Source organism: Corynebacterium marquesiae, from assembly GCF_030229635.1.
GTDB classification, from domain to species: Bacteria; Actinomycetota; Actinomycetes; order Mycobacteriales; family Mycobacteriaceae; genus Corynebacterium; species Corynebacterium marquesiae.
Map to the genome: position 1 here is coordinate 25,793 of NZ_JASPII010000001.1, position 13,455 is coordinate 39,247.

12 protein-coding genes are annotated in these 13,455 nt (G+C 56.3%); 4 read left to right on the forward strand and 8 right to left on the reverse strand.

The annotated features are described in order from the left end of the window. Window positions 1–147 precede the first annotated feature (147 nt). Complete coding sequence (locus QP971_RS00125) at window positions 148–2,373, forward strand: HelD family protein (RefSeq protein ID WP_284810450.1); 2,226 nt, start codon at window positions 148–150, stop codon at window positions 2,371–2,373. Window positions 2,374–2,393: 20 nt separating this feature from the next. Then, complete coding sequence (locus tag QP971_RS00130; protein WP_239272997.1) at window positions 2,394–3,410, forward strand: App1 family protein phosphatidate phosphatase; 1,017 nt, start codon at window positions 2,394–2,396, stop codon at window positions 3,408–3,410. A 70-nt stretch (window positions 3,411–3,480) separates the two neighbouring features. Here the strand turns inward: QP971_RS00130 and QP971_RS00135 are convergent, their stop codons facing one another. The 7 genes from QP971_RS00135 to rpsA form a co-directional block, all read right to left on the reverse strand. After that, complete coding sequence (locus QP971_RS00135) at window positions 3,481–3,921, reverse strand: universal stress protein (RefSeq protein ID WP_049378698.1); 441 nt, start codon at window positions 3,919–3,921, stop codon at window positions 3,481–3,483. A gap of 83 nt (window positions 3,922–4,004) precedes the next feature. After that, a complete protein-coding gene (locus tag QP971_RS00140; protein ID WP_005323274.1) occupies window positions 4,005–4,457 on the reverse strand; it encodes a universal stress protein in 453 nt (150 codons plus the stop codon). Between the two features lie 129 nt (window positions 4,458–4,586). Further along, window positions 4,587–6,680, reverse strand: coding sequence for an excinuclease ABC subunit UvrB (gene uvrB, locus QP971_RS00145; RefSeq protein ID WP_198492974.1), 2,094 nt, complete (start codon window positions 6,678–6,680; stop codon window positions 4,587–4,589). A 40-nt stretch (window positions 6,681–6,720) separates the two neighbouring features. After that, a complete protein-coding gene (locus QP971_RS00150) occupies window positions 6,721–7,083 on the reverse strand; it encodes a DUF4259 domain-containing protein (RefSeq protein ID WP_284810452.1) in 363 nt (120 codons plus the stop codon). A 90-nt stretch (window positions 7,084–7,173) separates the two neighbouring features. Beyond that, window positions 7,174–7,773, reverse strand: a complete 600-nt coding sequence (gene coaE, locus QP971_RS00155) for a dephospho-CoA kinase (protein ID WP_284810453.1) — start codon at window positions 7,771–7,773, stop codon at window positions 7,174–7,176. A gap of 81 nt (window positions 7,774–7,854) precedes the next feature. Continuing rightward, on the reverse strand, window positions 7,855–9,906 hold the full coding sequence (locus QP971_RS00160) for a glucose PTS transporter subunit IIA (RefSeq protein WP_284786764.1): 2,052 nt from the start codon (window positions 9,904–9,906) through the stop codon (window positions 7,855–7,857). A gap of 296 nt (window positions 9,907–10,202) precedes the next feature. Beyond that, window positions 10,203–11,663 carry a 30S ribosomal protein S1 gene (gene rpsA / locus QP971_RS00165; RefSeq protein ID WP_023021654.1) on the reverse strand — a complete coding sequence of 487 codons (1,461 nt, stop codon included), beginning with the start codon at window positions 11,661–11,663 and terminating at the stop codon, window positions 10,203–10,205. A 250-nt stretch (window positions 11,664–11,913) separates the two neighbouring features. Here rpsA and QP971_RS00170 point away from each other — a divergent pair, with 250 nt between their 5' ends. Then, window positions 11,914–12,645 carry a class I SAM-dependent DNA methyltransferase gene (locus tag QP971_RS00170; RefSeq protein WP_284810454.1) on the forward strand — a complete coding sequence of 244 codons (732 nt, stop codon included), beginning with the start codon at window positions 11,914–11,916 and terminating at the stop codon, window positions 12,643–12,645. A gap of 9 nt (window positions 12,646–12,654) precedes the next feature. Further along, window positions 12,655–13,125 carry an RDD family protein gene (locus QP971_RS00175; protein ID WP_284766195.1) on the forward strand — a complete coding sequence of 157 codons (471 nt, stop codon included), beginning with the start codon at window positions 12,655–12,657 and terminating at the stop codon, window positions 13,123–13,125. On the opposite strand, the gene QP971_RS00180 is transcribed toward QP971_RS00175, so the two are convergent. After that, entirely contained in the window at window positions 13,089–13,445 is a 357-nt protein-coding gene (locus tag QP971_RS00180) for a hypothetical protein (protein ID WP_284766196.1), read from the reverse strand. The genes QP971_RS00175 and QP971_RS00180 overlap by 37 nt on opposite strands. Window positions 13,446–13,455 lie beyond the last annotated feature (10 nt).

Consider the following 13,455-nt stretch of genomic DNA (forward strand, 5'->3'; position numbering starts at 1 on the left):
CGACTATCTCGGCGATGACTCAACGGCCCAGCCTTATGCTGGGCCGTTGTTCTTTGTCACAGCAGAGTCTAAACTCATCTCTCCCCCTCGCCGGACAGCGTGCCCGGCACCTTCCACCCCATCAACGTCCAATCACCAAGGAGTCACGTGAACTCAGCATCCAATAAGCACGCGGCGGCCGCAGGTTCCTCGGAGCGCGAAGCCATCGCTACGGAGCAAGATTATGTGGACGGCCTATTCTCCCGCCTCGACGATGAGGTGGCCGCGGCAAATGAACGGCTTAATGAGGTGCAGGCGGACGTAGATCCTTCCACCCCGGACGCGGATGCCTTGGTGCGCCGCGAAACGGAATACCACGGGCTTCAAGCCAAGCTGGATCGTCTCAATGTGGCCCAAATGGGTTTGGTCTTTGGCCGCATCGACATCGATGCCCCAGGTGACAATCCCACCTCGGAAGGCCCAGATCGCCGCTATATCGGCCGCATGGGACTCGATGCGCGTGAAGATGACTATCGCACGCTCCTTCTAGATTGGCGTGCCCCCATGGCACGGCCCTTCTATCTCGCTACCACCGCCCAACCAGAAGGCGTACACACCCGCCGCCAAATCCGGACCAAAGGGCGCAACGTCACCGGAATTCATGATGAGGTTCTGTCCGGCCCTGGAGTGCGTGAAGAAGAGACCGGCGTAGCGAGCGAATCCGCTCTCTATCACGCTATGCAGCGAGCCCGCACGGGCCACATGGCCTCCATTGTGGAGACCATTCAGCGGGAGCAGGACGAGATTATCCGCGATAACACCCGCGGCGTGATGGTGGTAGAAGGCGGCCCCGGTACCGGTAAAACCGCAGTTGCGCTGCATCGCGTTGCTTATCTGCTCTATACCCACCGCGAGCTACTTTCTGCCACGGGCGTACTCATCGTTGGCCCCAATAGCAGCTTCTTGGACTATATTTCGCGCGTGCTCCCCGAACTGGGTGAGACCGGCGTGGTGCTCTCAACCATTGGCGGGCTCTTCCCTGGAATTGAACCAAGCCACGAGGAAGACCTCGTAGCTCGGGAAATCAAGGGTAGCGACGCCATGGTGGAAATCCTCTCCGCCGCGGTCAAGGACTACCAGCTGCTTCCCGACGCCCCCCGTGAGCTAGCAGTCGACGGCCTTATCCTAAGCGTCACACCAAACATGGTGAAAAGCGCCCGCACACGTGCACGGCGCTCACGAAAGCCACACAATGAGGCGCGTGGTGCCTTCATTGAGCACCTCGTAGAAGACCTAGCCCAGCAAATGGCAGAAAAGGTCGGTGCCGATCCGCTTGGCGGAAAAAATCTTCTTTCGCGCGCTGATGTCGATCAATTCCACGATGACCTTGCTGAGGACGCGGCCGTCACTGCCTTGATCGATGAGTTTTGGCCCGAACTACATCCCACCGATGTACTTGCTGCTCTAGTCTCCTCGCGCGAGCGCATCGCTTCTGCCGCGCACGGATATGACGAGGAAACCCAAGAAGCGCTCTACCGGGCAGAGGGACGAGCATGGACGGATTCGGATGCGGCCTTGTTAGACGAGCTTGCCGTCCTCATCGGCCTGCCCAACCCTGAAGAAAAGAAGGCAGCCGATGATGCCGCGTGGCGTGAGCAAGTGGCTGATGCGGAAGACGCATTGGATATCTTGTCCTCCTCCGAGTCCACAGATAATGATGATGACATGTTTGAAGCAGAAATCCTCTCTGCCCACGATGTCATCGACGCCGAGACCCTGGCGCACCGCCAGGAGGTACGCGATAAACGCACCACTGCCCAACGCGCCCGCGAAGACCATACGTGGGCTTATGGTCACATCATCGTGGACGAAGCCCAGGAATTAACACCTATGGAGTGGCGAATGCTCTTCCGCCGCTGCCCTTCCCGGTGGATGACTTTGGTGGGTGATACCTCCCAGACTGGTTCCCCAGCAGGTGTTGATGACTGGGGCGAGGCCCTTGAGCCCTTTGTGGCTCAACGCTTTCGGCACCATTTTCTTACCGTCAACTATCGCACCCCGCAGCCCATCACGGATTTGGCCAATGGACTATTGGAAATGATTAACCCTGACGCCATTCCGGCGACAGCCATCCGTGATGGAGTGCAGGTCCGCCGGCTTGAGCACGGCACCTACACCCCTGGAGTACATAGCGAAGAGGACGGCAGGCTCACAGCAGTTATTGACGCCGCTACGGCGGAGCACTACAAGGGCCTGGAGTTTGACCACGTGGTCGTGCTCGATCCGCAGCGCATCGTGGACGCCTCCCCACAGGGATTGCAGAACCTCTATGTCTGCATCACTCGTGCCACTCAATCGCTCACGCTCGTTGGTGACTGCGGCGAAGTCCTTTAGGCTCCCGTAAGCTTTATGCCATGGCCTTATCTGACATCATGCGCAAAGCTGAAAGCTCACTAAACTCCATTACTTTGAAGCGCTCCCAACGGCGTGGATGGCAGCCCCTGATTGTGGGATATACAGGTTATGGCACCACCGATCAGGTGAGAGTCTTCGGCCGCGTACTCATGCACGATCCTGATGAAGGCAAGAGGGATACGTGGGGCGAACCCGGCTACCAGCAGTTTCTTACCATTCAAGTAGGACACCACGACGTTTCGGTAACTATTGGGGAAAAGACTGTCGCCGGCACCACCGATCGAAACGGATACATTGACTTACTAGTCTATGACCACGAATTAGAGCCCGGGTGGCATACGGCAACAATCGAGGCCGCAAACGCGAAGGCCGTGGAGATCCAACTACTTATCGTTGATCCGGCGGCCAAGATCGGCATTGTTAGCGATATCGATGACACGGTGCTTGTCACCTGGCTGCCGCGTGCGCTCACCGCGGCGTGGAATTCCTGGGCCAAGCGCCCTAGCAAGCGACAGGCCGTTCCCGGAATGGCCGAATTCTATGCTCAACTACAACAACGCTTCCCCCAAGCCCCAGTGTTTTATCTTTCTACGGGCGCTTGGAATACCTTTGGCTCGCTCAAGAAATTCCTGTCTCACCATGGTTTCCCCGCGGGTCCCATGCTGCTGACGGACTGGGGCCCAACGGAAACGGGACTGTTCCGCAGCGGTCAGGAGCACAAGCGTGTTCAGCTGCGCAATCTGCTCATTGCCTACCCGGATATGCAATGGATTCTCATTGGCGATGACGGACAACATGATCCATTGACCTACGGCGATGTGGCTAATGAGCATCCGGACCGGATTCACTCTGTGCTCATCCGCAATCTGAGCCCGCAGGAGCAGTTGCTCTCCCACGGCTCCCTGAGCCCTTTGGCCGATGCCAATGAGGAGGGTCACTTCTCTATCCCCTTGATTCAGGGCGCGAACGGCAACGCCATCGCCGCCGCATTTAACGCTGCACGCCCTAAGGACTAAGCTGCGCTTAACGACGAAACCCGCCTTGGTCTTTCCAGAACAAGACCAAGGCGGGTTTTGATCACCGCTTTTAGCTGACGGTGTGAACGATCATTACATCGCAGTCAGACTGGCGAGCGACGTCTGCTGGCACGGAGCCCAGCAGGCGACCGGTCAGGGAGTTGATGCCGCGGTTGCCCACGATAAGCAGGTCAGCATGGTTGTCGTTGACGATGGACATCAGGGCCTGCACTGGGGTGCCCGGGCGAACAGCGGTTTCTACCTTGGAAGCGCCGAACTTCTCTGCGTGTGCCTTAGCCTCCTGGAGGTTTGCCTCCGCCTTCTCATCGCCCAAAATGGTTACGGAATCCTGGCGCAGGGTCTTGGAAGCCTGCTCCTGGTTTTCGTAGTAAGCACAACCGATAATCAGATTGGAATCGAATGCAGCGGCGATCTTAGCTGCTCGCTCTACAGCGAGGAGAGAAGACTTAGAACCGTCAGTACCGACAACGATCGAGTTGTAGTCGCTCATGATGACCTTTCTTTGTGGGTGTGTACCCGGAGTGTTTATTTAGCCTACAGAGGCATTACTGCCAGTGTAACAACGAAAAAAGATTAACGTTTCTCGCTGGTATTAACTACGACGACGTCCACCTTTGACTTGTGGGTTAGTTCCGTTGGGACAGAACCGAAGACTCGACCACGAACGGAATTCACGCCGCGGTTTCCCACCACGAACAGGTCCACGTCATAGTCCTGGCCTACTTCCAACAAGGCTTTTACTGGGTCTCCAGATTTCCCTACGATCTCAATGTGTTCCGCACCCTCCGACTCGGCGATACGGGTGGCATTGGTCAGGTAGGTACCGGCCATGTCCTCACTTACAACGGGCAGACCGGCTTCGTCGCCCCTCGGAGCACCAAGCATGGATCCAGCGTGGTTATAAAAAGCTGAGATAATAATCAGCTTAGCGTCGTACGCCCGTGCCATGGACGCCGCAGCGCGGACTGCGCGCAGGGAGGTTTCAGAGCCATCGGTGCCGACGGCAATGTTTTTATAAGTAAGCATTATTCTCCTTGCAGTTGAACTATTTCGCAGTGACAACTAAACGGCGCTTCTGGCACTTATCCAGTATAACTAGCGCAGCCTTTTAGAAAAGTACCCTCTGAGCCAATCATCACTTTCAGGGGGAGAAAACTAAATTCCCGCTTCCTTCAATCCACGCAATTCCTTCTTTAGATCAGCAATCTCATCGCGCAGACGACCAGCCAGTTCAAATTTAAGCTCGCGCGCGGCGGCACCCATTTGGGCCGAGAGGTCATCGATAAGCGCCTGCACCTCATCGGTAGCCATGCTGGAAATATCCCGCTTCTCCACCACTGTAGAGGGATCAGAGTTAGACTCTTCGTCCCCGCCGTCTTCATAGACTTGGTCAAGGATATCGGCAATCTTCTTCCGCAAAGGCTGCGGGTCAATGCCGTGTTCCTTGTTATAGGCTATTTGCTTTTCGCGGCGTCGCTCCGTCTCCTCGATTGCCTCTTGCATCGAATCGGTGATTTTATCGGCATACATAATCACCTCGCCAGAGACGTTACGGGCAGCACGGCCAATGGTCTGGATGAGCGAGGTGGTAGAGCGCAAGAAGCCTTCCTTGTCTGCATCCAAGATGGCAACGAGCGACACCTCGGGGAGGTCAAGGCCCTCACGCAGGAGGTTAATGCCCACCAGCACATCAAACTCGCCGAGGCGCAATTGCCGCAAAAGCTCCACTCGCTGCAAGGTATCGATATCCGAGTGCAAGTAACGCACCTTAATCCCCTGCTCCAGCAGGTAATCGGTGAGGTCTTCTGCCATGCGTTTAGTCAGCGTGGTCACCAGTACTCGCTCTTGCTGCGAAATGCGGGTGCGTACCTCATCGATAAGATCATCAATCTGGCCCTTCGTAGGTTTGACGGTAACCTTCGGATCCACCAGACCAGTTGGGCGAATCACCTGCTCCACGTACTCACCGTCCGAGGACGTAAGTTCAAAGTCGCCAGGGGTGGCGGACATGTAGACGGTTTGTCCCACGCGTTGTTCAAACTCATCGAAGGTCAGCGGGCGGTTATCCACCGCGGAGGGCAGACGGAAGCCGAATTCCACCAGATTGCGCTTGCGGGACATATCGCCCTCGAACATGCCGCCAATCTGTGGGACCGTGACGTGAGACTCGTCAATAATGGTGAGAAAATCCTCGGGGAAGTAATCCAGCAGCGTAGCCGGCGCGGAACCGGCTGGACGGCCATCGACGTGGCGGGAGTAGTTCTCGATGCCGGAGCAAAAACCTACCTGCTCGATCATTTCTAGATCGTATTCGGTGCGCATGCGAAGTCGTTGTGCCTCCAGCAATTTGCCGCGGTTTTCTAGATCGTCCAGGCGCTCGGCCAATTCCTCTTTGATGGCAGCTACGGCCTTTTCCATGCGTTCAGGTCCGGCCACGTAGTGGGTCGCGGGGAAGATGCGCACCTCATCTACTTCCTCGATGACATCGCCAGTGACGGGGTGAATGTAGTAGAGAGAATCAATATCATCGCCGAAGAATTCAATGCGCACCGCACGTTCCTCATACGCCGGAATGATATCGACCGTGTCGCCCTTGGCGCGGAAGGTGCCGCGGGTAAATCCTACGTCGTTGCGTTCGTATTGGATATCCACCAACAAACGGAGGAAGCGGTCCCGGTCTAGCTCCTCGTCCACGGAAATAATGACCGAGCGATCCAAATAGGACTGCGGTGTACCCAAGCCATAGATGCAGGACACGGAGGATACAACCACCACGTCCCGGCGGGACAGCAGCGCCGAGGTGGCCGAGTGGCGCAGGCGCTCTACGTCCTCGTTGATAGACGAATCCTTCTCAATATAGGTATCCGTCTGCGCAATATAAGCCTCTGGCTGGTAGTAGTCATAATAAGAAACGAAGTACTCCACCGCGTTATGCGGCAAAAGTTGGCGCAGCTCGTTCGCTAGCTGCGCTGCCAGGGTCTTATTTGGTGCCATCACCAGCGTGGGTCGCTGCTGTTTTTCGATCAACCACGCAGCTGTGGCGGACTTACCTGTACCGGTAGCACCCATGAGTACTACATCGCGTTCATCGCGGTTGAGGCGCTCATTGAGCTCTGCAATAGCAGCGGGCTGGTCGCCGGCCGGTTCGTATTCAGAGACAACCTGAAACTCACCTGGGGTGCGCTCGACCTCGCTGACGACGCGGTGCTCGGAATTTGGAATAAGAGGATGTTCAGCAGCAAAAGCCATGCCCACTACTCTACTGCTTATATGGCGCGGCTAGCTATGTTCACGGCAAGGAGTCCTGCGCGGTGCGCAGCCACTCTTCCAGCTCGCCGGTGGTCTCCCACAGCGCATAGACAGAAGACGTCTCTGGGCACATTGCACTATTAATGCGGCGACGCAACCATGCTTTAGACTGCGGTGTATACAGGGGTGCAAGTTCCTCGCGGTGAATGCCTTCCGGCAGTGCATCAGCCTTCAGCTTTAACAGAGCGCCCAGCGCGATCATGGTTTCCGCGTCATCAGAGTCTAAGGGCTCCACGGCACATGACTTCTGAAAGGCTGTGAGATCGAAAGAACCATCACGCAGGCTAGCGAGCAGTTCTCGCGCAGCGTGATTATCAAAAGGTCCAGTATCCCACGTTCCCACGGCGAGTAGCTTAAGACGCGAAAGTTAACACAACTTCTAAACTGCGTAAACTCTAACCGCCCAACGGTTAAAGTTTGGGTGACTCCGCATCTAAGAGTCCGCTTCTATGCGGTCCATGACCTCGGCCGCTCGCGCGCGCAACTGCTCCAACGTCCCATTGTTGTCAATGACGTGCGTAGCCGCGGCCAATCGCACCTCATCAGGTACCTGCGCTGCAATGCGACGGCGCGCGTCTTCCTCTTCCAACCCGCGTGAAGCTACGAGACGACGGACGCGCTCTTCTACCGCCACGTCCACCACGATGACGTAGTCCATGTCTTTGTCTAAGCCATTATCTACCAAAAGCGGCATATCGTAAACCGCAAAATCATAGCCATCTTCACGTGCCGCCGCGAATTGGCGCTGCGTTTCCGCTTGGATGCGTGGATGGGTAATGGAATTCAACAACTCGGTGCGTTCGTTGTCCGCAAAGGCTCGCCGAGCCAATTCCTTGCGGTTAAGGCTGCCATCTGCCAGCAAAATATCTTCTCCAAATGCTGACGCCAGCTCCGCTAACGCAGGCCGCCCGGGCTTGACGACGTCGCGCGCAATGCTATCGGCATCGACCACTTCCCATCCGCGTTCGCGGCAGATCCTCGCGACTGTTGACTTGCCACTGCCAATACCACCTGTAAGCCCAATGAGTTTCATGGCAGCCACCCTACGCGAAAAGGAACCCCACCATACGCGATGATGTGAGGTTCCTCTGTCGCTATAGGTGTCAGCGATCCCTTATTCCGCTGCTTCCTCTGGCTTCGGTGGAATGCGGAGCAAATCATCATTCAGGGTAACCTGGCCGGCTTCGCCGGAGACCGCGCCGAACTTAGTGGCGTTAGTGACCACAACTGGAGTAATCAAGTTATAGCCCTTGGAACGAATGAACTCTGGGTCAAAGCTAATCAATTTGTCGCCTGCGGATATGCGTTGCTTCTTTTCCACGTGCACATCGAAGCCTTCGCCTCCCAGCTCAACGGTATCGAGACCTACGTGAATGAGTAGCTGCACGCCATTGTCGAGGCTTAGGCCTACCGCATGGCCGGACTTTTGAACGGTGAGCACCTTGCCGTCGGCAGGCGCATAGACGGTATTGCCAGTTGGCAGCACAGCCATGCCAGGTCCCAGCTTTGCTCCAGCAAAGATCGGATCCGGAACCTCCGAAAGATCTACTGCCTCGCCTTCCAGAGGGGAATCCAGCACGATGTCGTCCTTGCCAGCCTGCTTGGCGGCAACACCAGTAGCAGCAGCGCCCGCAGCGCTGGCAGCAACTGCGCCACCCGCATTCGAGGACTCTTCCTTCCCAGCATTGGTGGGCTTAAACTCCGAACGAGCAGCTACGTCCTCCACAGATTCGCCCTGTTCGCGGGCGATGCGCTCCAAGTCTGCCTGCTTTTCCTCTGCAGTGCGGTAGCCGAAGAACAAGGTCAGGAAGAAAGAGGTAAGGAACGCAGCCGTGATACCAAGTACGTAACCCAGCTGCGGGGTCATAGCGCCAGTGGTCAACGCAGAGGTAAAGACGAAGGCCTCAGCGCGGACATCGAAGAGACCGATGATGGCGCCGCCTATCGCACAACCTGGCAGCAACCGGTAGTAGCTGCGGCGGAAGCGCAACAAGATACCGTAGAGGGAAGGCTCCGACACGCCACCAAGCATGCCCGCAGCGAAGGCACCGATAGAAACCTGGCGCATGGCATTGTTCTTCTCCCTGAAGGAGATAACCATGACCGCGCCTACGACGCCGAAGCAAGCGAAATTCCATGCGCCCATCGGGCCCTGAATGAAGTCGTAGCCGTAGGTTGCGATGTTCTGAATCATGATGACGTTCAGCGGCCAGTGCAAGCCCATCGGAACGAGGAACGGGTACAGCAGCGGAATAACGATAGCCAGGATGAACGGCGAGAAATCATTGATCTGGTACAGGATCCAGGAAATGCCGTTGCCCACGCCAATGCCGAACGGGCCGAGTAAGAAGGCCGTTGCCGGAATCATAATGAGCAGAGAGAAGAACGGCACGAAGACCATATGAACCGCGCTAGGAATAATCTTCTTTAGCCCCTTTTCCACCCAGTACAGGCCGATTGCGGCCAAAATGGGCGGGAAAACCTGGGAACCATAAGAGTTAATAACCAGCGGCAGGCCAAATACGTTGACCGTATCGCCTTGCTCACCCAGCGACATAAATTCAGGAGTCAGCAGAGCTGCGGGAATAGCCGCGGAGACCCACATATTCGCACCCAACTTTTGGGCCGCGGTCGCACCGACCATCACCGGCAAGAAGTAGAAGACCGACTGGTACATGGCGTGAGCCAAGCGGAAGCCTTCCGGCTGCTCCTCCAGCGGAGCGCGGAAATCCTGAATGTGCGCGGTGTCTGCCAGGATCAGCAACATGATGATGAGCGAGGCACCAAGCAACGCCCACAAAACAGGGCGGAACGTATCAGAAAGGAACTCGAAGCAGTAATCCACCCAGTCGTACTTACCGCGAACCCCGTCATATTCCTTCTTCGAGGACGCCTCTTTGTCGCCGGAGGAATGCACACCGGGCTGTTTGATGATCTCGTTGTAGTAGTCAGCAACGCCGCCGCCCATGACTACCTGGTAGCCGTGAGCGCCCTGCGGCACGGTGCCAAGCACCGCTGGATCGCTATCGAGCTTTTCTTGATCAACTCTCCCCGCATCAGCAAGTTGAAAGCGCAAGCGCGTCGCACAGTGCGTCAGCGACGTGATGTTGTCGGCGCCGCCAATACTTTCAACGATGTGGGCGGAAGTGTCCTTGATAGATGCCACTTCTTACTCCTCAATTCGATACCACTTATAACCAGTACTGCACTGGCTATAACGTCACCTTTGAGTATAAGAAGATTCCCACATGAACAAAAGCCCGTTTTGTGGACTTGCCAGGAAGTTTTTCTATTTGTCTTTACTTCGTCGCTGGTCAACCACCTAGCGGCATTAAACAATCTGGCAAACGTTTGCACAAATTGTCTATAAGATCACAAAAGCCGCGCCCACCTCATCTAGGTGATGAAGTGGGCGCGGCGGTGAGCAAAGCCCTAAGGCTTAGCGGAAACTAAGCGGAAGCTTTAGTTGCCAGCCAGCTTATCGCGCAGTGCGGCGAGCTGCTCGTCGGAAGCCAGGGAGCCGCCAACCTCTGCCTGAGTCTCGGATGCCGGAGCTGCATCGGAGGAATCAGAGGAGTAGTTGGAGGACTCTGCAGACTCAGCAGCCTCAGCGGCTGCGGCGCGGTTGCGCTCGATCTGAGCGGTGTGCAGGTTGAAGCGACGCTCGGACTCTGCGTAGCGTGCTTCCCAAGCCTGACGCTGCTCGTCGAAGCCTTCCTTCCACTCGTTGGTCTCAGGGTCGAAGCCCTCAGGGAAGACGTAGTTGCCCTGCTCGTCGTAGGAGTCAGCCATGCCGTACTTGGACGGATCGAACTCTTCGGTGTAGTCCTCGTCTGCCTGCTTAACGGACAGAGAGATACGACGACGCTCGAGATCGATGTCGATGACCTTGACCATAACTTCCTGGCCAACGGTGACAACCTGATCCGGAACCTCGACGTGGCGCTGAGCCAGCTCGGAGATGTGAACCAGGCCCTCGATGCCCTCCTCGACGCGAACGAAGGCGCCGAACGGAACGAGCTTGGTGACCTTGCCCGGAACGATCTGGCCCACAGCGTGGGTACGGGCGAATACGCGCCACGGATCTTCCTGGGTAGCCTTCAGGGACAGGGAAACGCGCTCGCGGTCCAGATCGACGTCCAGAACCTCAACGGTTACCTCGTCACCAACGGTGACAACCTCAGATGGGTGGTCGATGTGCTTCCAAGACAGCTCGGAAACGTGAACCAGGCCGTCGACACCGCCGAGATCGACGAAGGCGCCGAAGTTGACGATGGAGGAAACAACGCCCTTGCGGACCTGGCCCTTCTGCAGCTGGTGCAGGAACTCGGAGCGAACCTCGGACTGGGTCTGCTCGAGGTATGCACGGCGGGAGAGGACAACGTTGTTGCGCTGCTTGTCCAGCTCGATGATCTTTGCTTCCAGCTCCTGGCCGATGTACGGCTCCAGGTCACGGACGCGACGCATCTCAACGAGGGATGCAGGCAGGAAGCCACGCAGGCCGATATCCAGGATGAGGCCGCCCTTGACAACCTCGATAACGGTACCGGTAACAGGCTCTTCCTTGGCCTGCAGCTCCTCGATGGCGCCCCATGCACGCTCGTACTGCGCACGCTTCTTGGACAGGATCAGACGACCTTCCTTGTCCTCCTTGGTGAGAACAAGTGCGTCAACCTCATCGCCGACCTCAACAACCTCGTCCGGGTTGACGTCGTGCTTGATGGACAGCTCGCGGGAAGGGATAACACCTTCGGTCTTGTATCCGATGTCCAGCAGTACCTCGTCGTGGTCAACCTTGACGACAGTACCCTCGACAATGTCACCATCGTTGAAGTACTTGATGGTGGCGTCTACAGCTGCGAGGAAGTCCTCTGCGGTTCCGATATCGTTAATCGCAACCTGCGGGGTGTTAGAAGATGGCATATTGAAAAATGCTCCGAATAAATGTAGGAAATCGAAATTGGACAACTGCGCGTCTCTCGAAAAAAGCTTGCTAAGCTGCACAAATGCAGCTAAAAAGAGAAATAATCGATCCCGCCTCGTGATTGCTTAAAGCCTTCCTACAGGGGCTTAGAACAACCCGCGGCATAGACACGCCCGTTTAACACTACATCTGTCCAGCTAAAAGGGCAAATACGCGGACCAACTATTTCGCAAAGGAATTTCTTCCACCGTGACTTCCCCCTCGCACGCAAACCAGGCCTACTGGGATAGCGACGCCGCCAACTACCACGCCGAGCACCCCGACTACCTATCTTCCTTTTACTGGTGCCCAGAAATTCTGCACGAAGACCAAGCGCACTTGCTAGGCGACGTCTCGGCTTCCTCCGTCCTCGAAATTGGCTGCGGCTCCGCCCCGTGCACCGAATGGCTGCAGTCGCGCGCACACTTCGCCACCGGCTTCGATATCTCCCGCGGCATGCTTAACCACGCTGCACCCGGACTCCCCTTAACGCAGGCCGATGCACTGTCACTCCCCTACGCCACCGGCTCCTTCGACGCCGCATTTTCGGCGTTCGGAGCCTTTCCCTTCCTTGCCAACCTTGACTTAGCCTTAGGTGAAGTCTCCCGCGTTCTTAAACCATCCGGTCGCTTTGTCCTTTCGGCCAACCACCCGATGCGCTGGATTTTCCCCGACGACCCCACCGATCTCACCGCCGGTATCAGCTATTTCAACCGCGCCTATGTGGAACAAGACCGCGATGGCAACCTCACCTATGCGGAGTTCCACCGCACCATCGCCGACTGGTTTAAGGCCTTACAGGGCGAAGGCCCCTACCTGATAGAGGACATCATCGAGCCCGAATGGCCAAGGGAGCTCACCACTACGTGGGGCCAATGGTCACCACAGCGAGGCGAAATCTTTCCCGGCACGATTATTTTCGTCTGCCGCAATTCCCGCTAACCTATAGACATGGTTTTGGACCGGATTGGCTTATTGATACGACGTGGCATTGCCTGGTGGATTGATAGTTTCCTAGCCGCTGCCATCGTCATGGTAATGCGATGGGTAGTAAACGCGGTAGCCGACCATCCACTCACGGGAGAGACCTTAGAACTCTATAATGCCATTGCCGCCGCCGTGGTCTTTTACGCCTATCGAGTATGGGTGGAAGCCACGAAATCCACCTCGCTAGGTAAATGGTCCCTGCAGCTAGAAATCATTGCTACCCACCCAGGATTCTTCACCGCTTGCCTGCGCAATTCCTGGCTATTGCTAACAATGCTTACGCTGACAGGCTGGCCCGGAGTCATGCCGCTACTTTTAGCAATTCTCAGCATAAGCATGCTCGCTTTTGGTCAAACCCCTTTCGACATGCTGGCCAATTGCCTAGTGGAGCGCCGACCTCAGATGGATACGCCTTCTTTGCGTGGCCAGAGGTAATAAGCAAGTGCGAAAATAACCAACGCGGCAAACATCCACGCGGACGGAAAGAGAAACGCAAGCGCCGTGGATACGACCATCACCCCAGCAGCCGTTAATCTCCTAACCTTAGGGTTTGGCGCCACGCGCGCTATGATCATGGCCATCAAAAAGTAAGACCCGGCAAAAACCGGGTACGAAATTGCAGAGGCTTTATGCTCTTCAAGAAATTGGGCTAGCCCGAGGTCATTAATATCGGCTGCAAGAAGATTCACTTGAATGGCCCACAGGCTTTCAAAAAAGCGGAGATTCCATTTATTCATTTTCTCTTCCAGAGTCACTGAACAATAT

Excerpts from the sequence above, each read along its gene's own strand:
- uvrB (WP_198492974.1), bottom strand. The coding sequence starts at position 6,680 with ATGGCTTTTGCTGCTGAACATCCTCTTATTCCAAATTCCGAGCACCGC.
- coaE (WP_284810453.1), bottom strand. The coding sequence starts at position 7,773 with ATGAAACTCATTGGGCTTACAGGTGGTATTGGCAGTGGCAAGTCAACA.
- QP971_RS00140 (WP_005323274.1), bottom strand. The coding sequence starts at position 4,457 with ATGCTTACTTATAAAAACATTGCCGTCGGCACCGATGGCTCTGAAACC.
- rpsA (WP_023021654.1), bottom strand. The coding sequence starts at position 11,663 with ATGCCATCTTCTAACACCCCGCAGGTTGCGATTAACGATATCGGAACC.
- QP971_RS00175 (WP_284766195.1), top strand. The coding sequence starts at position 12,655 with ATGGTTTTGGACCGGATTGGCTTATTGATACGACGTGGCATTGCCTGG.
- QP971_RS00135 (WP_049378698.1), bottom strand. The coding sequence starts at position 3,921 with ATGAGCGACTACAACTCGATCGTTGTCGGTACTGACGGTTCTAAGTCT.
- QP971_RS00130 (WP_239272997.1), top strand. The coding sequence starts at position 2,394 with ATGGCCTTATCTGACATCATGCGCAAAGCTGAAAGCTCACTAAACTCC.